At 64.7% G+C, this 20,293-nt stretch carries 14 protein-coding genes, 3 tRNA genes and 1 pseudogene; 6 read left to right on the top strand and 12 right to left on the bottom strand.

The annotated features are described in order from the left end of the window. Window positions 1-15: 15 nt before the first annotated feature. Entirely contained in the window at window positions 16-585 is a 570-nt protein-coding gene (gene greB / locus PQR32_RS27395; protein WP_408234257.1) for a transcription elongation factor GreB, read from the bottom strand. Window positions 586-705: 120 nt separating this feature from the next. On the opposite strand from greB, the gene PQR32_RS27390 reads away from it, so the two are divergent. Both PQR32_RS27390 and PQR32_RS27385 read left to right on the top strand, forming a co-directional pair. Then, window positions 706-782, top strand: a tRNA-Arg gene (locus tag PQR32_RS27390). Between the two features lie 78 nt (window positions 783-860). Next, window positions 861-937, top strand: a tRNA-Arg gene (locus PQR32_RS27385). Window positions 938-1,046: 109 nt separating this feature from the next. Here PQR32_RS27385 and PQR32_RS27380 read toward each other — a convergent pair. From PQR32_RS27380 to PQR32_RS27360, 5 genes are all read right to left on the bottom strand, one after another. Further along, on the bottom strand, window positions 1,047-1,535 hold the full coding sequence (locus tag PQR32_RS27380; protein ID WP_408234254.1) for a phage protein NinX family protein: 489 nt from the start codon (window positions 1,533-1,535) through the stop codon (window positions 1,047-1,049). A gap of 109 nt (window positions 1,536-1,644) precedes the next feature. Further along, a complete protein-coding gene (locus PQR32_RS27375) occupies window positions 1,645-4,002 on the bottom strand; it encodes a RelA/SpoT family protein (RefSeq protein WP_408234251.1) in 2,358 nt (785 codons plus the stop codon). 132 nt (window positions 4,003-4,134) lie between these two features. Continuing rightward, window positions 4,135-4,338, bottom strand: a complete 204-nt coding sequence (rpoZ, locus tag PQR32_RS27370; protein ID WP_006025620.1) for a DNA-directed RNA polymerase subunit omega — start codon at window positions 4,336-4,338, stop codon at window positions 4,135-4,137. Window positions 4,339-4,398: 60 nt separating this feature from the next. Further along, the gene (gene gmk, locus PQR32_RS27365) at window positions 4,399-5,079 is read right to left on the bottom strand and encodes a guanylate kinase (RefSeq protein WP_408182429.1); all 681 of its coding nucleotides are present in this window, start codon (window positions 5,077-5,079) and stop codon (window positions 4,399-4,401) included. A gap of 18 nt (window positions 5,080-5,097) precedes the next feature. Then, window positions 5,098-6,021, bottom strand: coding sequence for a YicC/YloC family endoribonuclease (locus PQR32_RS27360; protein WP_408234248.1), 924 nt, complete (start codon window positions 6,019-6,021; stop codon window positions 5,098-5,100). A gap of 210 nt (window positions 6,022-6,231) precedes the next feature. Here PQR32_RS27360 and rph point away from each other — a divergent pair, with 210 nt between their 5' ends. From rph to PQR32_RS27340, 4 genes are all read left to right on the top strand, one after another. Continuing rightward, the gene (gene rph, locus PQR32_RS27355; RefSeq protein ID WP_408234245.1) at window positions 6,232-6,972 is read left to right on the top strand and encodes a ribonuclease PH; all 741 of its coding nucleotides are present in this window, start codon (window positions 6,232-6,234) and stop codon (window positions 6,970-6,972) included. Further along, entirely contained in the window at window positions 6,965-7,612 is a 648-nt protein-coding gene (gene rdgB, locus PQR32_RS27350; protein ID WP_408234242.1) for an RdgB/HAM1 family non-canonical purine NTP pyrophosphatase, read from the top strand. The genes rph and rdgB overlap by 8 nt, the downstream gene beginning before the upstream one ends. Beyond that, a complete protein-coding gene (hemW, locus tag PQR32_RS27345; protein ID WP_408234239.1) occupies window positions 7,609-8,838 on the top strand; it encodes a radical SAM family heme chaperone HemW in 1,230 nt (409 codons plus the stop codon). The genes rdgB and hemW overlap by 4 nt, the downstream gene beginning before the upstream one ends. Before the next feature lie 55 nt (window positions 8,839-8,893). Continuing rightward, window positions 8,894-8,983, top strand: a tRNA-Ser gene (locus tag PQR32_RS27340). 45 nt (window positions 8,984-9,028) lie between these two features. Here the strand turns inward: PQR32_RS27340 and PQR32_RS27335 are convergent. The 6 genes and pseudogenes from PQR32_RS27335 to PQR32_RS27310 form a co-directional block, all read right to left on the bottom strand. Continuing rightward, window positions 9,029-9,217 (bottom strand): annotated as a pseudogene (locus PQR32_RS27335) (IS5/IS1182 family transposase); the annotation flags it as partial. 408 nt (window positions 9,218-9,625) lie between these two features. Continuing rightward, complete coding sequence (locus PQR32_RS27330; protein ID WP_408234236.1) at window positions 9,626-12,733, bottom strand: DUF6519 domain-containing protein; 3,108 nt, start codon at window positions 12,731-12,733, stop codon at window positions 9,626-9,628. 15 nt (window positions 12,734-12,748) lie between these two features. Next, window positions 12,749-14,827, bottom strand: a complete 2,079-nt coding sequence (locus tag PQR32_RS27325) for a hypothetical protein (protein WP_408234233.1) — start codon at window positions 14,825-14,827, stop codon at window positions 12,749-12,751. Continuing rightward, window positions 14,824-17,508, bottom strand: coding sequence for a putative baseplate assembly protein (locus PQR32_RS27320; RefSeq protein WP_408234230.1), 2,685 nt, complete (start codon window positions 17,506-17,508; stop codon window positions 14,824-14,826). The genes PQR32_RS27325 and PQR32_RS27320 overlap by 4 nt, the downstream gene beginning before the upstream one ends. After that, on the bottom strand, window positions 17,505-19,937 hold the full coding sequence (locus PQR32_RS27315) for a putative baseplate assembly protein (RefSeq protein WP_408234227.1): 2,433 nt from the start codon (window positions 19,935-19,937) through the stop codon (window positions 17,505-17,507). The genes PQR32_RS27320 and PQR32_RS27315 overlap by 4 nt, the downstream gene beginning before the upstream one ends. Further along, complete coding sequence (locus PQR32_RS27310) at window positions 19,934-20,293, bottom strand: GPW/gp25 family protein (RefSeq protein ID WP_408234224.1); 360 nt, start codon at window positions 20,291-20,293, stop codon at window positions 19,934-19,936. Before PQR32_RS27310 ends, PQR32_RS27315 begins: the two co-directional genes overlap by 4 nt.

The raw sequence follows: 20,293 nt of genomic DNA, 5'->3' as shown, positions 1-20,293 counted from the left end.
CCTGTCAGACGTGACTCAACCGCCCGTATCAGGCGGCGGATATTTGACGTCGAGTATGTCGATCGGCTGCGGGCCGGCCGGTGTGTACAACGTAACCGTATCGCCGACTTTCGCCTTGAGCAGCGCGCGCGCAATCGGCGAGATCCAGCTCACGTGGCCGATATCCAGATCGACCTCGTCGATGCCGACAATCGTGACGATATGCTCCTCGCCATCTTCCGTCGCATATTCGACAGCCGCGCCGAAGAAAACCTGGTCGACATTCTCCTGCTTGCTGCTGTCGACAATTTCCGCGAGATCCAGGCGTTTGGTCAGAAAACGGATGCGCCGATCGATTTCGCGCAACCGGCGCTTGCCATAGATGTAATCACCATTCTCGGAGCGATCGCCGTTCGAGGCCGCCCACGACACCAGCTTGACCACTTCCGGCCGATCGACGTCGATCAGATGCAGTAGTTCATCGCGCATGCGCCGGTAGCCGGCGGGCGTGATGTAGTTTTTCGTACCAGCGGGAACGTCCGGCTGGGCGACGTCGAGGTCGTCGTCATTCTCTTCGCTCGACTCTTTGACAAAGGCCTTGTTCATGATGGTCCGGTAACTGCAGCAAGCGACTGCCTATCAAGGGTACACGATCACGACTATGAGACAAATCGCAGTTACATGCTTCCCTTTTTCAAAACCTTTGCTATAATCTCGTTTCTGCGTGCGGCTGTAGCTCAGTTGGATAGAGTACTTGGCTACGAACCAAGGGGTCGTGGGTTCGAATCCTGCCAGCCGCACCACTTATTCGAGGGCCTCCCTCCGGGGAGGCCCTTACGTTTTGCCCCAGTTTCAGTGCAGTAAGCATCACCGTTTAGCGTGCGGCTGTAGCTCAGTTGGATAGAGTACTTGGCTACGAACCAAGGGGTCGTGGGTTCGAATCCTGCCAGCCGCACCACCTACAAAGGGCCTTCCGATCGGAAGGCCCTTTGTTTTTTGTCCGTCGATTCCGGCTTCGCTGGGTCTCTCTGCACCCAAAGGCCTCGGCGGCAACCAAGCACGCCCTTTTATCGCGGCGCCGACTGAATATCCCCGATCTGCCCGTCCGGGCTCGGCAAGTCGACGAATGAACTGCCCGCCGTCTGCTCGCCGATCGGCTGCGCGTCTTCACCGCTCACCGCCTGCGCCTCGCGCAGCACATCGCCCACGGTATCGCCAAAACGACTTTCGACGAACGCCCGCAGCAACGCGACCCGCAACGAGTCGCCCCGCCCTTCCACGGTTCGGTGTCCGCCTTCGAATTCCGCGACGCAGTGTGCCGCGCCTAGCGCAGTCCGCTCACGCACTTCCAGCCGCTGCGCGCGCTCCAGCACCGCCGCCGCGGCTTCCCATGAGGTAGACGGCGTAAAACGGCCATCCCACGGACGACCACGGTCATTGCCGCGAATCGAGACGGTCTCGCCGCTATCGGTAAAGTGGATTTCGCGCACGAAGTCGTGCAGGCTGCGGGCGACCCAATAATCGAGTGCCAGTCCGGTGAGGTCAGCTACGTTCACAAGCGTTCTCCCTGAGTTTCAGGTGAGACTCGCGCGTAGCCGGTGCGTTCAGATTCGAATGAAGGAGATTGGACGCGCCCCGAGACCCGCTCGGGGCAACCGCCGGCAATCAGTAATCCGCCCGCTCGCGGTCGATTCGCATCCCGCCGTCGTGACGGTGATGGCCTTCCTCGCTCGGCCGTTCGCGCGCAATGCGCATGACGTCCGGGTTCGTGCGAACCCGGCGCATGACGTTGGCCAGATGGACACGGTCGCTCACCTGGATCACGAAGCGCAGCACCGTGGATTCCTGCGACAGGTCTTCGTCCATTGCAATGTGGACGATGTTGGCATCCGCCGAGGTGATATCCGCCGCCACGCGGGCGAACACGCCCTTGGTGTTCTTGACCAGCACCTTCACCGCGACGTCGAACAGACGCCCCGGTTGCGGTGCCCATGCGACGTCGATCCAGCGGCCCGGATCGCGCCGGTGGATTCGCTGCGCAACACGGCAATCCGTGGTGTGGATCGCCATACCGAGGCCGATGCCGATATAGCCCATGATGTCGTCGCCCGGAATCGGACGGCAACACGCGGACAGTTGCACCGACATGCCCTCCGTGCCGGTGATGACGACCGGCGGCGCAGGCGGCAAATCGGAGTGGGAGCGCGAGCCGTCGTCGTCGGCGTCGCGGCCGCTCATCAGCACTTCGATGCGCTTGGCCATGACCGCCGCGACACGCCGGCCGAGACCGATGTCCGCGAAAATTTCCTGACGGTTCTTGTTGCCCGTCCATTGCACGAGCTTTTCCCACGCTTCCGGCGTCACATCCGAGAGCGCCAGCCCATAGCCCTTCAACGCCTGGTCGACCAGACGCTCGCCGAGCTGGACAGACTCGTTCAGACGCATGGTCTTCAGATAATGGCGGATCGCCGAGCGCGCCTTGCCAGTGCGCACGAATCCGAGCCACGCTGGATTCGGCTTTGAATACGGTGCGGTGATGACTTCGACGATATCGCCGCTCTTCAACTCGGTACGCAGCGGCAGCAGTTCATTGTTAATCTTCACCGCGACGCACTGGTTGCCCAGGTCGCTATGGATCGAATACGCGAAGTCGAGCGCCGTGGCGCCGCGCGGCAGCGCCATGATCTTCGACTTGGGCGTAAACACGTAGACCGCGTCCGGGAACAGGTCGATCTTGACGTGCTCGAGGAATTCGCTCGAGTCGCCGGCTTCGCTCTGAATGTCGAGCAGCGATTTCAGCCACTGGTGCGCGCGCTTCTGCACGTCATTCAAGTCCGCGCCGCCGTTCTTGTACAGCCAGTGCGCGGCCACGCCTGCTTCGGCGATCTCGTGCATCTTGCGCGTGCGCACCTGAAACTCGATCGGCGCGCCGAACGGGCCAACCAGCGTGGTGTGCAACGACTGATAGCCGTTCACCTTTGGGATCGCGATGTAATCCTTGAACTTGCCCGGCACGGGTTTGTACAGCGCATGCAGCGCACCGATGCAGGTGTAGCACTCGAGCGCGCTTTCCACCACGACGCGGAAGCCGTACACGTCGAGCACCTGCGAGAACGACAACTGCTTGTCGCGCATCTTCTTGTAGATACTGAAGATGGTTTTCTCGCGGCCGGTGACTTCGGCGTCGAGCTTCGCGTCGGCAATTGCGCGCTGCACCGATTCGAGAATCTTGCCGACCACTTCGCGCCGGTTGCCGCGTGCCGCCTTGACGGCTTTTTCGAGCGTGGCGTACCGGTGCGGGTTGAAGTTCGCGAAACTCAGGTCCTGCAGCTCGCGATAAGTATTGTTCAGGCCGAGCCGGTGGGCGATCGGCGCATAGATATCCAGCGTCTCGCGCGCCACGCGGCGGCGCTTTTCGGGCGGCACCGCGCCCAGCGTGCGCATGTTGTGCAGCCGGTCGGCGAGCTTGACCAGAATCACGCGGACGTCGCGCGCCATCGCGAGCAGCATCTTGCGGAAGTTTTCCGCCTGCGCTTCCTCGCGATTGCGAAACTCCATCTTGTCCAACTTCGACAAGCCGTCGACCAGTTCCGCGACCTTCGCGCCGAAACGCTCGGCGAGTTCGGCCTTGGTCACGCCCTGGTCTTCCATCACGTCGTGCAGCAGCGCCGCCATGAGCGCCTGGGCGTCGAGATTCCAGCCGGCGCAGATTTCCGCGACGGCGACTGGATGCGTGATGTACGGCTCGCCGCTCTGGCGGTACTGGCCGAGATGGGCTTCGTCGCTGAAATGGAAGGCCGACTTGATGTCCTTGATCTCTTCCGGCTGCAGATAGCCGGACAAGGCGGACGTCAGTTTGGCGATGGAAACGACGTCATGCCGGCGCGGTTGCTCCGGCGTGGCGGTCGGCCCGAACAGATGGCGAAACGACTGTTCAAGGACCGCGTCGATGTACTTCCGTGCAGACGAGGGCGAGTCAGCGTCGTGTTCCACTTCCGTGGCGGTGGGCGGGGTAGCACTCATGATCGCCTCCGTAGCGGTTAGGGTTGGACGCCGGTCTGCACGTTGATGCGATTACGTGCGGCAAATAGGTGCAGCAAAAGCGTGTGGCAAACAGGTTTGGCAAACGCGTAATCGAAAACGGAACAGTGCGCCTTAAACAGGCACCTTCTTCAGCATTTCGACGCCAACCTGGCCGGCTGCGATTTCGCGCAGTGCGACGACCGTGGGCTTGTCGCGACTTTCGATCTTCGGCGTGTGGCCTTGAGCGAGCTGACGCGCGCGATAGGTTGCGGCAAGCGCGAGTTCGAAACGGTTCGGAATCTGTTTGAGGCAGTCTTCGACGGTAATGCGGGCCATGTTGGTTTCCTTCTCAGTATGTTGCTTATTCTACCTTATGTGCTCGGTACACCGCCGCGCTTACGCGTGTGGCAGGTGAATCCCGAGCTGCACGAAAAGCTGCGTGTGGCGCGCGTATTGCGAGGCGAAGCGCGAACGCGTCGCGGCCACGAGGCACTGCAGTTCGCTGAGCGCGCGTTCGAACTTCTCGTTGATCACCACATACTCCGCTTCCGCCGCGTGCGCCATCTCGCTGCCGGCCGCCAGCAGCCGGCGTGTGATCACGTTCGGCTCGTCCTGGCCGCGCTTCTTCAGACGCTCTTCGAGCGCTTCGAGCGACGGCGGCAAGATGAAGATTTCGACCGCGTTGTGAAACTGCTTTTTCACCTGCTGCGCGCCCTGCCAGTCGATTTCGAGCAGCACGTCATGGCCGCTTTTCATCTGGTCCTCGATCCACACACGCGAGGTGCCGTAGTAGTTGCCGTGCACTTCCGCGCTTTCCAGAAACTCGCCGGCATCATGACGCTTCATGAAATCGTCGACGGTCGTGAAGTGGTAGTGCTCGCCGTCCTGCTCCTTCGGACGCGGCGGACGCGTCGTGTACGAGATCGACAGACGGATCGCGTCGTCGCCCGCGAGCAGCGCGTTCACGAGCGTCGACTTGCCCGCGCCCGACGGCGCGACGACCATGAACAGGTTGCCGGGGTAAGCACCGGCGTACGGATTGCGCGGCGTTTCGCGCGTGTGGTGATGGTCGGTCATGTTGGCGTGGCTCCAGCCTTATTCCAGATTCTGTACTTGCTCGCGCATCTGTTCGATGAGCAGCTTCAGGGTCATCGACGAATCCGCCAGTTCCTTCGCGGCCGCCTTCGAACCGAGCGTGTTCGCTTCGCGGTTGAGTTCCTGCATCATGAAGTCGAGGCGCTTGCCGACCTTGCCACCCTTCTGGATCACGTGACGCGTTTCGTTCAGGTGAGCCGTGAGGCGCGACAGTTCTTCGGCGATGTCGATACGGATGCCGTACATCGTCACTTCCTGGCGAATCCGCTCGTTGATCTCTTCACGCGAGACGATCGTCGCGGCCGTATCCGGCGCGGCGATGCCGAGCGCTTCCTGCAAGCGTTCGACAATTTTCTGCTGATGCTTGGCGATCAGTTCCGGCACGAGCGGCGTGATCTTCGTGACGATCGCTTCCATTTCGGTAACGTTGGCGATCAGCATCGTCGCCAGTTGCGCGCCTTCGCGGGCGCGCACGTCGATCAGGTCCGTGATGGCCTGCTTGCCGCAGGCGAGCACGGCGTCGCGCAACACTTCAGGCGCCACGCCGCTTTCGGCCAGTATGCCAGGCCAGCGCAGAATTTCGCCTGTGCGCAGGCGTTCCGCTTCCGGAAACGTCGCGAGCACCGAGCGTTCGAGCAGTGCGAGTTGCGTGAGCGCGTCATGACTGATCGAACCCGCGTTGGCGGACTGTTCGCTGCGTTGCAGGTTGATGCGGATATCGACCTTGCCGCGCGACAGCTTGTTCATCAGCATTTCGCGCAGCGTGGGTTCGCACACGCGCACGTCTTCCGGCATGCGGAAGTTCAGATCGAGAAAGCGCGAGTTCACGGTGCGCAATTCGACCGATACGCTCACGCCACCTGTGCCCGAGGCCGCGACGAGTTCGCGCGTGGCGCTCGCATAGCCAGTCATGCTGTAGATCATCGTATTTCTCGCGATTGTGGCCATGCATTCAACGATGGCCGGAGAGTCGAATCGCCCGGCGTGTACGAGACGCGGGGCGGGGAAACGGCATTATCCCATCTTTGGCGATGAGACCCCTTGGAGAGGCAAGGTGGATGCGGACAGCCGCCTCGCCCGATCGGCTGTAAAATCGCGCTTTCCCTCCTGCTTTTCTTCCTGACCGATCCCAACATGACCAACAACACCCAACGCCCCAGCGGCCGCAAGGCCAATCAGCTGCGCGACGTGCGCATCACGCGCCACTACACGAAGCACGCGGAGGGCTCGGTGCTGGTCGAATTCGGCGATACGAAAGTGATCTGCACCGCGAGCATCGCCGAAAGCGTGCCGTCGTTTCTGCGTGATCGCGGCCAAGGCTGGCTCACCGCCGAATACGGCATGCTACCGCGCGCCACACATACGCGCAGCGACCGCGAGGCCGCACGCGGCAAACAGACCGGCCGCACCCAGGAAATCCAGCGACTGATCGGCCGCGCGCTGCGCTCGGTGTTCGATCTGGAGAAGCTCGGCGCACGCACGCTGCATATCGATTGCGACGTGATCCAGGCCGACGGCGGCACGCGTACGGCCAGCATCACCGGCGCGTTCGTGGCCGCGCATGACGCAGTGGCCAAACTGCTGGCCACGGGCCGCATCGAAAGCTCGCCGATCACCGATTATGTCGCGGCGATTTCGGTGGGCGTGTACGACGGCCTGCCGGTGCTGGATCTCGACTACGACGAAGACTCGCAATGCGACACCGACATGAACGTCGTGATGACGGGCGCGGGCGGCTTTGTCGAAATTCAGGGCACCGCTGAAGGTGTGGCGTTCTCGCGCGACGAAATGAACGCGCTGCTGGATCTGGCCAGCGACGGTATCGATACGCTGATCGCGAAGCAGAAAGCAGCGCTGGAGCAAAAGGGTGAATGAAGTGAGTCAAAACAATGGCGCGGCCGTATCCGCTTCGCCGTTGAAGAAAGTCGTGCTGGCGTCGAACAACGCGGGCAAGCTGCGCGAGTTCGCGGCGTTGCTCGGCGCGGCCGGCATCGAACTGATTCCGCAAGGCGAGCTGAATGTGCCGGAAGCCGAGGAGCCGCATCCGACCTTCGTCGAAAACGCGCTGACCAAGGCGCGCCACGCGTCGAAGCTGACCGGCCTGCCCGCGCTCGCTGACGACTCGGGCCTTTGTGTGCGCGCGCTGCGCGGCGCACCGGGTGTGTATTCGGCGCGCTACGCGCAACTCGCCGGTGGCGAAAAGAGCGATGCGGCGAATAACGCACGCCTCGTTTCGGCGTTGCAAAACGAAACCGATCGACGCGCATACTACTTTTGTGTGCTGGCGTTGGTGCGTTACGCCGACGATCCCGAGCCGCTGATCGCCGAAGGCCGTTGGCATGGCGAAATGCTGGACGCGCCGCGTGGCGCGCATGGATTCGGCTACGACCCGTACTTCTTCTTGCCGTCGCTGAATGCGAGTGCCGCCGAACTCGAACCGGCGGTGAAGAACGCCAGCAGCCATCGCGCGATTGCGTTGCGGCAACTGCTCGCGCGTCTGACGGAGGAAGCGTGATTCCGATCAAACCGGCGCCCGCCGATATCGGTAACGGCGTCATCAAGGCCTTCACGTCACCGGGCAGCATCCGGCTGACGTCGCTGCCGCCGCTGGCGTTGTACGTGCATTTTCCGTGGTGCGTGCGCAAGTGTCCGTATTGCGATTTCAACTCGCACGAATGGAAAGGCGACGCGTTCCCGGAGAACGAGTATCTCGACGCCTTGCGCGCCGATCTCGAGATGGCGCTGCCGCTGGTCTGGGGGCGGCAGGTGCACACGGTGTTTATCGGCGGTGGCACGCCCAGCCTGCTTTCGGCGGCCGGACTCGATCGCATGCTGTCCGACGTGCGCGCGCTGCTGCCGCTCGACGCCGACGCGGAAATCACGCTCGAAGCCAACCCCGGGACGTTCGAAGCCGCCAAATTCGCGCAGTTTCGCGCGAGCGGCGTGAACCGGCTTTCGGTGGGCATCCAGAGTTTCAACGAAGCGCATCTGAAGGCGCTCGGCCGCATTCACGACTCGGCGCAGGCGCGCCATGCCGTCGAAGTGGCTGCGACCACCTTCGACAACTTCAATCTCGACCTGATGTTCGCGCTGCCGGGGCAGACGCTCGCCGAATGCCAGGCCGATGTCGAGACGGCGTTGTCGTTCGCGCCGCCGCATTTGTCGCTGTATCACCTGACGCTCGAACCGAACACATTGTTTGCGAAGTTCCCGCCCGCCCTGCCCGACGACGATGCATCCGCCGATATGCAGGACTGGATTCATGAGCGCACTTCCGCTGCCGGTTACGAGCGCTATGAGGTGTCGGCGTATGCGCAGCCGCATCGGCAGAGCAAGCACAATCTGAACTATTGGCGCTTCGGCGACTATCTCGGCATCGGTGCGGGCGCGCATACGAAGCTATCGTTTCCGAACCGCGTGCTGCGTCAGGCGCGCTATAAGCATCCGACTACCTTCATCGAGCAGGCGACGGCCGGCACGGCAGTGCAGGAAGAGCATGAAGTCGGCCCGCGCGATCTGCCGTTCGAGTTCATGCTGAACGCGCTGCGACTGGTGGAAGGGTTTCCGGTGCATCGGTTCATCGAGCGCACGGGGATGTCGATGACGTCGATCGAACCGGCTTTGCAGGAAGCCGAACGACGCAAGCTGATCACGCGCGATCACGAAAAGATTGCGCCGACGCCGCTCGGCCAGGCGTTCCTGAACGATTTGCAAGAGCTGTTTCTGAAAGATCCGCAGTGATTGCAGTTCGACCGGGCGCCGCAGAGAGGGTTTTTCAGGTTACAATTTAAGGCTTGGAGGTGTGGCCGAGTGGTTTAAGGCACCGGTCTTGAAAACCGGCGAAGGAGCAATCTTTCCGTGAGTTCGAATCTCACCGCCTCCGCCAGGATTACCATTCAGAAGTTTCCATAAAGTCCCGCAAAGCCAGGAAACGGATTGCTCTCGCTTCGGCAACTTCGGATGGCTGACGGTCGGCCGTCTCCATCGCGGTCAGATAACGCTCGATACACTGATCAATCTGCTGAATGCGCTTGTCGAGCTTGACGCGGGTGAAGTTGCGATCGTGCGCGTTGACTGCCTTGAATTTGCTGCCGTCTATGGCCACGCTCGCCTGAGCAAAAAAGCAGAATGACCTGCTTGCGGTCTTCGCCTTCTATGAATCGCTTCATCCGCCCACCTCAGCTGAATATGTCGATTCAGTCTAAGCGATCAGGGCGTTTTCACACAGCCTCCCGCTTCGCGGCCGCTGAACTGACGCGATGCCAGCGGCCGCTTGGAAGCGATCGCCTGACCAAGACCGGGCAGCGTCGGCGGACGCCCCTGTCCTCGCCGTCGGTCGTTCCCTTGTCAGCCTTCGACAGTCGGTGTTCCCTAAGTCTCCTCGCGGAGTTGAGCAGTTCTTCGCCTTAGAACTTTGCTCCTACTGTAATTGTTATCACGACACAACCCATTTTCGAGCCGCAGCTCAGTACGCTAGTCGAGCGTCATCCGACAAGCGGAGACTGCGACCAACGCTCCCGCGCCGGCATTACACCGCCATGATATACAACGGCGCGTTGCCGAACTGATCCGGCGCATGCCCGATCGCGATCAGCCTGAGGCCGTCGGTTGCGAAGTTGCCCATGTACTTGCCCTTGCTGGCAATGACATTGCCGACGTCGCCACTCGTCTCGAACGAGTTGTTGGTGAGCGCGGCGTCGATGGCCAGCAGATCTGCCGTGTCCGCGGTAAACACGTTCGCGTCTGCGACGAGGCTGCGGTAGCAATCGGTGATCGCGCCGTCGCCATGCAGCCGCTCCAGCAGTTGCGTCACGCGCTCGTCGCCGAGGCGCACGCCGCGCAGAACGTTGCTGCGCAAGTGCAGGCGGCCGCGCCCGGCAGACAGGGTGACGTCGCCTTTCTTGATCCTCTCGCTCAACGAGTGAAGAGTGTCGAGATTGGGCAACCGCATCTCGGTGAATTCGCCGTAGAGCGACAAGCTGCCGTTCAGGACGTTATCGGCGATAAGCGTCTGCGCGCGCGCATCCAGCAAGGTCACCGCCTCGCCGCCGTGGCTCAGCAGCACGCCGGTGCGCCATTGATCGAGCGTCCCCAGCATGCCGCGCGCAAGCGTTTTTGACTGCAGATCGGCCGCCAGTTGCATGAGGCCAGCGGTCTCTTCGGCACCGAGTGGGAACTCGCCGGTTTCGCCCGCGCGCAGCACGGTCGCGATCTGCTCGCTCATCCGCTTGCGCGGCCCGTCGCCGAGCGACGCCACGGTCTTCGCGATTTCCGGATCGATGGGCGCGAAGACGCGGCCATCGTCCACAGTGAACGCCGCTTCCATGAGCTTGAGCGACGGCATTCTGGTGAACAGTTGCGTCTGATGGTCAGGCAAGGTTTCGCCCGCGTAGCCACTGATCCGGCAGCCGGTGATTTCGAGCGTCATCGCGTCGCCGATCTTCAGGAGACCGCCGCCCTTGGATGTGAAGCCCGACAGACCCATATGCGTAAAACGCACGGCGGCGCAGCCTTCCATCCGCAGCACGGCCCAGCTGCGCGTCCATTGAATCTCGAAGTCCTCGAACGTGACCGATGCGAAGTCGAACAGATCAAACTCCTGCTTGTCGACGATCAGTCGGCTCGCCTGACCCGCGCCGTGCACGTGCAAATGCACGCCGGGCGGCGCATTGAGGACCAGTTCGTCCGAGAAGTGGTGCTCGCCCGGCAGCAGGCACAAGCAGATGTCCGATTCCTTCTGGAGCAGTTTGCGGAGGGCGACATCGAGCGTCGGGAAATCGCCGTTTTCGCCCACTGTCCGGCAGCAACCTCCGCCGCCTGCGTGTTCCATTTGACACAACGCGTCGAGCGCCTCCTGCACGTTGCCGATTCCAGCCGCCGATGCATCGGCGCACTTCGCGGGATCGTAGGCGACCTGCGCAGCGGTCAGGGTGCCAGCGGAAAAATCGATCCGGTTGAACTTGCCTGCCGCAGGGCTGCCCGCCTCCAGCAGTTGCGCGACGCAGGTCTGCGAAGTCGCTGTAGGTGCAATGCTCCAGTGGATGGCCGCCACGCCGTCGGCGCCGGTGTTCACAATCTGTTCCAGTGTCATATTCGGCAGCGCGCCGTCGCTCGCCGTAAAGCGCACCTGCGCGCCCGCCACCGGAAACTGCCCGTTGAACACCGCCACTTCCAGCGGCTGCGGCAGCGCCGCAGCAACGGGCGCGATCAGGTCGGGCATCACGCGCTGGCCGTCGCCGCCGACGTAATAGAGGTTCGTCAGTTCGCTCGAAGCCGGAAACAGACGTCGGCAGTCCGATATTGTGGTCCACACGCCGCCCTGACACTTGAGAACAGCGAGACGCGCGAAGGCACGCATGATGCCCTGCGGCGCGAGAAAACGCGGCTTGTCAGCATCGTCCTGCGGCCATTCGATGTCCGCCGTCGCGGTGCGCGCGGGCACCGTCCAGTAGTCGCCGATACGATAGCGACCCGGCGTGAACTTGATTTCGATGCCGTCTTCCAGCTTGTCCCAGCCGCCGGCCGTGGCGGACGCGGCCGGCGCCATCTGCGCCCAGTTCTCCCAGCGCCGCACGCGCGGATTCGCGCCGAAGCGCGCCTTGTCCAGCGCGCCGGTCCTGGTCGCCAGATCGACAGTGACGACATTGCCGGCCGTCTTCAACACCTGCACGAGCACGCCGGGCTGGCCAAGCAGGTCGTGCGTGTCGTCGAAGAACTCGACCCAGCAATCCGCCGTGATGGCCAGCGTCGCATCCCGCCCAATGCTCGCGACTTCAAATTCATCGGCGGTGGGTTCGCCCAGCCAGCGCGTCACGCGCGTAACGATGCTGCCGTTATCGCGAGACCACTTGTAGCGCACGTCGCCGGATACGCTGCCATCGTCGTGGATCTCCACGCGATAGAGCTGGTTCTCCAGCCGCCGGTAGCCCGCCTCGGGCGTGAGCAGGCAGGGGTCCTTCGGCGGCACGGCAGGCTCGGCGCGCGCCGCGAACGTGCCGTCGGGCGCGGCCGTAAAGCCGAGCCAAGGTTCGTCGGTCAGGCAGGTGAGGGGCGTGGCCAGGTCGCCCGCGCGCAGCACCTTCACCTGCCAGACGAGCTGGTCGCGTGTGGTCGTGTCCGGCACGCCCAGCGCCACCTCGCGGATCAGCGCGTCCTCGAGCGCAGTAACATGCCGCAACCAGGCCTCCACATAGCCAATATACGAGCCATCGGCGGGCGCGACGGCCACACCCTTGCCGTCATAGACCTTGATTGCTGTGAGCGCGGCCGCGTTCGCGGGCGGCAGCGCCAGCAGGCTCTGGCCTTCGGGCACGACCGGCGACACGTTGAACGGGACGCCCGGCTGAGCGATCACGGTGAGTTCTGCGCCCGCTTCGCACAGCAGGCCCTGCACGTAGCAGCGGCCCGAGCCGATGGTCACGTTGTCTCCCGCGCCGGTCAGCAAGAAGCCGCCGCCGGTGATCGGCGCAGCCGCGCCCTCGCCGAGCGTGTCGTGGGTCTCAGTCTCGATGCGGCGGTTCAGGATGTCCTGCTGCTCGTTCCACTCCGCGTCGAGCTGCACCCGCCCCTGCTGCATGCGCACGGCTCGATAGTGCTGGTCGGGGCGATCGGTCGATCGGGTCAGGTCTGCTTTCATGTCGTTGTTCCCGGATCAGTTCACGAAAATGACCCCGGCGTCCAGGCCGAAGCGCAGATACTCGTCGAGCGCCTGGCGCAGGTTGGCCTCGCGCTGGGTTTGCTGCAGCAGATTCCACACGCCCATTTCGCCACCGTCCTCCGCGCCGCGCAGGATTTCCGGCCCGCTCGTCAGGCGCAGTTGCGCGTAGGCCGCGCTTCCGTAGACGACCGAGGTATAGGTGGGCGTTACCCGCAGACGCTCCGCCTTCTGCTTTTGCAGCGACAGCTTGAGCGTGCCATGCATCGCGAGCTCGGGCTGGCATCGGTAGCGGCGTGGCGTGACGGAATCGACGGGCACATATGAGAAACGCACGCAGCCCTGCTGGCAACGCTCGATCGTCACTGTTGCGTTGAAAATGCTGTTGCCCGCATCGAGCTCGCCGGCCGCGGTGGTGCCGAAGATCGTGCAACGGTCGAGTCCCAGCGCCGCGTCGGGAAAATCGAAGGCGACGCCGCTATCACTGCCATCGAAGATGCAGGCACTGGCCGCCACGCCCGCGATCGGTTTCGTCGCGCGCACCGGTCCGCAAATGCTGTTGCTCAACATGATCGACAGCGTCGCGCCGTTTCCGGTGTGGCGGATGCCGCCCCGGCCCGGCGAGAGGCTGCAATGACGCACGTCTAGCGAGCGCAGCGCGCCTTGCAGACGTACCTGACCGTCGACCCATAGCCCCGAAAGCCCGACGCGCGTGTTGGCATTGCCGCGAATCTTCCAGTCTCCGATCAGCACGGGCCGGCGCAGATTGGATGCCTCGATGACGACTTCCGTGTCGGGCAGATGCAGATCGGGCGCGATCGCCTCGGTCGCGTCGCTGTTTAGCCGGATCAGCGTGCGCTCGCCGACGACGAGCGCCGCCAGCGCATCGGCGAGCGTTGCGTGATCGTCCGGCACGCGCAAGGTGGAAAAGTGCGTGGGATCGAACATGCCGAAATCCGCCTCGTCCTCGCGCCGTGCGGGACGCCGGTCGTACGGGCCGCCGCCCACGTCGCCGGGAAACCCATACGCATAGGCGGCTTCGACTGTCGCCACCGCCTGTCCCGCCGGCAGCGCGATGCGCCCCAGCACCGGATCGAAGCCCACCAAGCCGGCCGGCGGCCTGCGCCACTCCTCCGGCGCCGCGCCGGCCAACGCACGCAGGTTGCACACGACCAGTTTGTCGTCCGGCACTTCCGCGCCATCCAGCCAGAGCCTCAGCACCGGGCCGCCGCTTTCCGTCGCGAAGTAGCTGGATTGCGGCTTTTTTCCTTCGGCGAGCGCGGCCTGCAGCGCCGTCAGCTCGTCATGCAGCACGCGGCGCGACAGTGGTTCCGGCACGTTGACGGGCTGGGACAGGTCGGTGATCTGGCGTCCGGTGCGGGGACGGTTGTAGAGCCGTCCTTCGGCGGGCGGCAGGTCGTCGCCGAAACTCCGGTCGATCGGATCGAACGTGAAGAAACCGGGCCGCGTGGTGACCGCTCGCGCCGTGCCGCGCTGCACGGCATAGGCTTGCAGTCGCCAGACGTAGATGCCGATGTTGGGGATGTTGTAGCGTCCAGCCGGCAGCGCCCGCGTGTCGGCGGTATGCGCGCTGAGGTCGAACGGGCCGTCGGTGCGTTCGAGCGACGCCGCGTGACGCAAATCCGGCGTGCGCACATTCGCGAGGCGCGGATGATTCAGATATTGCGTGGTACTGAGCAACTGGAAGAATTCGACTGCGTGCGCGCGCCAGCCGGTTGTATCCATCGCCAGTTGTTCGAGCACCGGCAGCGTGCCCTTGCGGCGGCGCAACGCCAGCGTGTTGGCGACGTGCGCGCGCTGGCCGGACGCGGACGTGCCGGCGACCGAATACAGGCCGCGCACGCCCAGCAAATCGCCGATATAGGCGACGATCCAGTCTTCGCAGGTTTCGATGAACCAGTTATCGTAAAGACGCGAGATGTCGTCGTCGAGCACCGCGCCCTGTTCCGCGATCACCGTCAGCAAGGCGCGCAGCGGGCCGCCCGCTTCGGCGTCGCGCTGCTGGTAGAACGCCGGCAGGCGGCTGAAAAGGAACTCGGCGTCGAGCGTGTTCATGAACTGAGCTCCGTCAGCACGACATCGGCGGGATCGATCAACAGCAATTGCGCTGGGCGGATCTGCGCGCCCTGCCAGCGCCCACCGCGAGCACGCAGGCGCCCATCCGGTCCCGCGACTGAACCGCCGGGATGTGAACGCAGGACATCTAGGTCCACGCGCTCGATGCCTGGCACGCGCTGGATCACGCTCAGCGCCTCGCTGCCCGAGAGCGACTGGCCGTAGCCGCGCTGCAGAAAACCAAACGCATCGGACAGCGCCGCGCGCACGGCGGGCAGCACCTTGTCTCCCGCGTAGTCCGGCAGGATCCGGAGCCGCGCGGTAAGACCGAAGCGAAGCACTTCGCCGGATTCCATGCGCAGCGCCTGATGCGCGGGCCGGACGTTGTCGATCGAGGCCAACAGATTGCGAAAGAGATCCGAACCCGCTTCGATGTCCGCGCCGTCCAGTCCCACCACGGTCAGGTGCACGAGACGCTGCTCGCCGTCCCACAGCCACACGGCCTGCGCCTTGCCGACCCCGGCGAATGCCGCGGCGTAATCTTCGAAGTCGCGCAGCGACACGATGCGATCCAGCGCCAGCATCGTAAGCGGTGCATTGCGGCGCGCGTCGGCGAGCACCTCGGGATCGGCCCCGCCCGTAGCCGGAACCGGATTGACGACGTCCTTCACGCCCAGCGCGCGTTCGAGCAGCATGCTGATTTGGCCCGCCTTCAGATTGCCCGCCGCGCCGATGCCAACGCGATATCGCGCCTGCACGTTCATCTGGCCGCTCGGCAGCCGCCGGCCGCGCATGCCATCGCCGAAGGTCAGCGTCACGGTGCCGTCATCGGCCCGGCGCAGCAGATACTCGCTGTCGTTCGGCCCCAGCTCCGTGATGCGCGCAGCCTCGTGCCAGAGCACGCCGTCCACGCGCACGTCGAGCGCGGCCTGCGTGCCGGACGGCGTCGGCGCCGATACGTAAGTCAGCGGCTTCTGCTGCAGTTGGAACCGCTGGAACGCGGCGCTGCCGTTGCCGCTGCCGAGCACCTCGGGCCGGATCTTCATCTGCTTGCTGTCGCCGTGCGTGGCCGCGACCACGTTCGCATTGATGCGCAGCGTCACCGGCAAATAGGCGTGTAGCAGATCGGCCGACAAAGTGAGTTGCGAACGGCCGCCGATCACATCATTGCGGGTGAGTTGTACGACTTCGCTCGCCCGCTGCAGCGTCGCGGTCATCCGCTCGCCATCGGTGAAGGTGATGGCCGCGCTCGCCTCGTCGCGCGCCAGTTCCACCGCGGCCAGATGATCGGCCGCGCGTAGGCGGCGGCGCACGTCGCCGTTGTCCAGCACATCGGCCAGGATGTGACCGCTGAGGGCCAGCCAGCGCCCTGCCGTCAGGTCCGGCTCGCTGCCCGCCAGCGTCAGCACGTGTCCGTCGATGAACCCGGAGCGCGGCCGCGTCGCCCACGCGAGTTCGACTGATTCGCCATACACCGACGTGCTTCGCAGCTGGTTGTTGAAATGCTCGGAGAGGCCCTCTCCGCTCAGCGTCAGACGCGTACTCTTGCCACTCAATCCGAACGCCGTGCACCCGTCCTCCCGCACCTGCGTCACCTTGAACACTTCGTCGTACGCGGGGGTCGACAGCACCACCCAGCCGCCACGGACGATCTTCGGATAGCTCGCGTCCAGAAGAACCGTGTCCTTCGCGCCGGAGACGCCTTCCACCGTGAAATCGGGCCACTCGTTCACCTTGGCGATATCGACGGCATGATCGTCCACGTTGTCGATACTGAGAAACGCCGCGCGCAGGCTACGCGGCATCGCCCGCCAGGCGGCCGCGGCCTGGCCAAACAGCGCGGCCTTCGTGCGTAACGCATAACAGCGTGGCGCGCTGAGCGCCGGGTCCACGTGCGGCGCGACGGAGCCGAGCGGCCGGTCCAGCGTCACCACGGTCGTACCCGCCTGTGGATCGCCGCTGGGTTGCGCGGGCGGCACGACCTGCACGCGCCCGACGCGGCGGAAATCCCATTGCTCGCTGCCCGGTTGCAGACGACGCTCATCGCCGATCACCAGCAAGGGGTCACCGGGGGACAGGCGCGTGGACTGGCCTTGCAGATAAAGCGTCGCGCCGCCCCAGTGCGGCGGCGCGGCCTCGTCGTGCACGACTTCGAGCGCATTCCACGCTGCGCGCGCCTGCAAGTCCTCGACTGTTTCGAAGACCTGCGGCTGTTCGCCCTGCGCGGGCACGCTCTGCGCCTTGGTGCCGGCGTCCACGCGTGCCTCTGGCGGCGCGCCGGGCGCGGTTTCCAGCGTGATGGCGAGGAATGTGGAAGCCGCCACGCCTGGCCGCAGTTCATAGCCGATGCCGCGCGCCAGCTCCAGCACCGAGCGCCGCTCGGTGGCGGTGCGCAAAAAGCCCTCGTTGACGATGCGTTCCTCATAGAAGCTCAACACATCCAGCACGCTCGACCACGCATCCAGCAAGGCCAACGCGGGATCGCCGCGATCGCGCGTGGTCAGCGCCTGCAACTCCACCGGAGCGGCCAGCCGCGCGAGCTGGCTTTCCATGAAGCGCGCCTGCGTGCCGACGCGAAAATGCAGCACGGTCTGGCCCGGCGGATTCAGCGCGTCCACCGGCGTGAGCACGGTAACGCCTGCGCAACAGCCGCAAGTGGCGGAGTTGGTGGTGTCGGTCACAGGCCACCTCGCATGGTCAGCGTCAGCCGGCCGTTTTCAGGGAAGTTAGGATCGTTGTCCAGACGCAGCACTTCCAGCGGCGCGGCGCGAATCACGCCTGCTTCGCGCTCGCCCAGATCCGTGTGGCCCCAGCGCAGGAAGCGGATCACATCGACGGACGCGACGCCGTCAGTGGACTGCGCCGCCTCCACCAGCCCCGACAACGCCAGGCTGGTGCCAAAGGTAAAGCGATCGGGATGAAAGAAGGCCGGCTGCGCCTGCGCGTCGAGGCCGTCGGACAGCCGCTGCAGCAGGCTCTGTTTGACCGCCGCCGCGATGTAACCCGGCAGCACGCAGATGCCTAGTTCGATATCGAGCGGCACGAAGACCGGATCGTCGAGGGCGAGATCGTAGCCGGCGAGGCGATAGCGCTCCAGGTGAGTCAACATCACGGCGCGGAACGCATTGTCCAACGGCGCGCCGCCCTTGCGATCGATGCTGATGAACATCGTGTACCAGCTGCCTGTCCAGCGCAGCCGCGCCGCCGCGCGCTGCACCTGCGGATGACGCTCGGCGATGCGGGCGTAGTCCGCCTCCGTCACCGCGCGCTCCTGCGTGCGAAAAGCCTCGGGCGCATACAACCTGACGGCATCCACGGCCTCCGGGTCCGCGCCGCCCTGCGCGGGCAGCGGGTTGCGCACGGCATTCACGTACGGCGCGATGTCGCCGTCATCGCAGATCAGACGCACGATGCTGTCGGCGCCCACGTTGCCCGCCGTGCCGCCGCCCTGCCGATAACTCGCGAGCAGATGCGCACCCGGCTCCGGCCGCAAGCCGAAGTGGTTGTCGCCGAAACGCAGGAAGGCGCTGCCATCGCTCTCCGTCTCGACCACGAACTCCTGTGCGAAGCGATCGCTCGCCAGCAGGTCGCGCTGCGGTGTCCAGGCCGTCGCGCCCGCCAGGATCTGATCGCCGGATTGAGCGGGATCGTCGGTCTCGAGATGCATGTCGGCCGGCACGGCGCCGCGCGGGTCCTGCTGCAACGCGCGCGTGGCTGACCAGTCCTCGTTCAGCGCGGTTGCGTGGTCGTAGGGCTCGGCATAGGCGATGCCGGGCTCGCGCAGGCGCGGGCGGTACGGCCGCCCGTCCGGCGCGAGCGGCGGCAGCATGGATTCGGCGGCGTGCGTCGCGCCCTGATCGGCCAGCACGGCATTGCCGCGCATCACCGCGATCTGGCGCAGTTCGCCCTCGTCGGATTCCGCGCTGACGCACAGCGGGAACGGCAGCGCATCGTCGACATGCCAGCGCACCAGTTGAAGGTCGGTGCCTGTTAGCTCGTCGCGACCCGGATCGACGCCGACGAGCCGCAGTGCGTAGCGATGGCGCGGGTCGGCGTCGGCGGGCGTGCCCGTGGTCGCGCCGAGCACCTCTTCGGCGATCAACACCTGACCGGCGGCGAGCGCCAGCTTGGGGTCGTCGACGAGAGCCGCCTGCGTCGCCCCGCGCGGTAGGCAGTACTGCGGATCGCCCCAGGCGTGGATCGCGATGCGGTTGTGCGTCGACAGCAGCGTGAGCGGGTGCATCGTCTCGAAGACCACGGTTTCGTCCTCGGGCTGCTTCGCGAAATCGTCCGTGCCGACCACAATCTGTTCGGGATCGCCGCCGCGCGTGACGAGCCTGGTTCGGGGCAGCAGCGTCTTGCCATCGGCCTTTGGATCGACCTCGATGCACACGAAGGCGCGGCTGTTGCAACCCTCGTGCACGGCGTAGTCAAGCAGGCGCGCATGCCGGCGCAACGACACACGACGCCGCGCAGTGCCGAGATACGCCTCGGTCGCGACGGCGTCCTGCCGGTAGCTGAGCAGATCGCCCACGTGCGCAAGCATCTCTACCAGCGCAACCGAAAAGTCGGCGGGATGGCTCTCGGCGCCGCCCGGAATCAGCTGGCCCATCCGGTCGAGCATCAGGCGGCGAAAGCTCGCGTAGTCCTTGGCGAGATAGTCGAGGAGCGGCTCGGGCAGTGCGGCGGGCGGGCAATCGTGGACAGTCTCGCAGTCGAACTCGGACGGACACTGCGCCTTGAAGCTGAAGCGAACGCTAGCCAGCACCGGGTCGATACCGGCAGGCGCGAAATCCGGCGCAGCCGGGTCAAGCAGGACGAAGTCGTACCAGGAGAAGTCTCCCGGCCGATCCACGGTGATCGTCAGTTCGTTGCCGTTCGCGACGGCGCTCAGCACCTGTATGCCGCGAATGCGCACGCCCCCGTCGATACGGCAGTTCGCCCGCGTGATCCCCGTCATGTCATGAACAAACACGACCTTGAGGCTGCGCTGGTCCTTCGAAGCCACTTCCAGATAGTCGATGCCGTTGAGCGCCGGCGGCAGCGGCTGGTCGCGCAGCAGCTGGATGCGGCGCGGGTTGTCGGTGCGGGGTTGCCGCGCGGTGTTCATGGCACGGCCCTAGTGAAGGTGGAGAGCCGCGGCTCTCGATCGCGCCGCACGATGTAGTGCACGGTGACGGCCAGCATCGCCTCGGGATGATCGATCTGCACGGCATCGACCTCGATCAGCTCGCCCAGCCATTGCTGCAGCGAACTCTGGACCGTCGACTGCACGGCCGCCGCGAGCGCGTCGCTGTTGGGTGCGAAGACGAGCTGCAACAGCCCGCACCCGAAGTCGGGCCGGTTGACCCGCTCGCCGGGCAGCGTGAACAGCACCTGCTCGATCATTTCGCGGATGTGCGCGTCCGACAGGACTTCGGCGCTGCGTCCACGGGGATCGATGCGGAACGGGAAGTCGAGTGCCAT

This window comes from Paraburkholderia dipogonis (assembly GCF_046027395.1).
GTDB classification, from domain to species: domain Bacteria; phylum Pseudomonadota; class Gammaproteobacteria; order Burkholderiales; family Burkholderiaceae; genus Paraburkholderia; species Paraburkholderia dipogonis_A.
Note: the sequence above shows the minus strand (reverse complement) of the source record. Positions and strands in the feature narration are given on the sequence as shown.

Coding starts and splice junctions, on each gene's coding strand:
- PQR32_RS27375 (WP_408234251.1), bottom strand. CDS start 4,002: ATGAGTGCTACCCCGCCCACCGCCACGGAAGTGGAACACGACGCTGAC.
- greB (WP_408234257.1), bottom strand. CDS start 585: ATGAACAAGGCCTTTGTCAAAGAGTCGAGCGAAGAGAATGACGACGAC.
- rpoZ (WP_006025620.1), bottom strand. CDS start 4,338: ATGGCCCGCATTACCGTCGAAGACTGCCTCAAACAGATTCCGAACCGT.
- rph (WP_408234245.1), top strand. CDS start 6,232: ATGACCAACAACACCCAACGCCCCAGCGGCCGCAAGGCCAATCAGCTG.
- gmk (WP_408182429.1), bottom strand. CDS start 5,079: ATGACCGACCATCACCACACGCGCGAAACGCCGCGCAATCCGTACGCC.
- PQR32_RS27310 (WP_408234224.1), bottom strand. CDS start 20,293: ATGGCACTCGACTTCCCGTTCCGCATCGATCCCCGTGGACGCAGCGCC.
- PQR32_RS27325 (WP_408234233.1), bottom strand. CDS start 14,827: ATGAACACGCTCGACGCCGAGTTCCTTTTCAGCCGCCTGCCGGCGTTC.
- PQR32_RS27360 (WP_408234248.1), bottom strand. CDS start 6,021: ATGATCTACAGCATGACTGGCTATGCGAGCGCCACGCGCGAACTCGTC.
- PQR32_RS27330 (WP_408234236.1), bottom strand. CDS start 12,733: ATGAAAGCAGACCTGACCCGATCGACCGATCGCCCCGACCAGCACTAT.
- PQR32_RS27315 (WP_408234227.1), bottom strand. CDS start 19,937: ATGAACACCGCGCGGCAACCCCGCACCGACAACCCGCGCCGCATCCAG.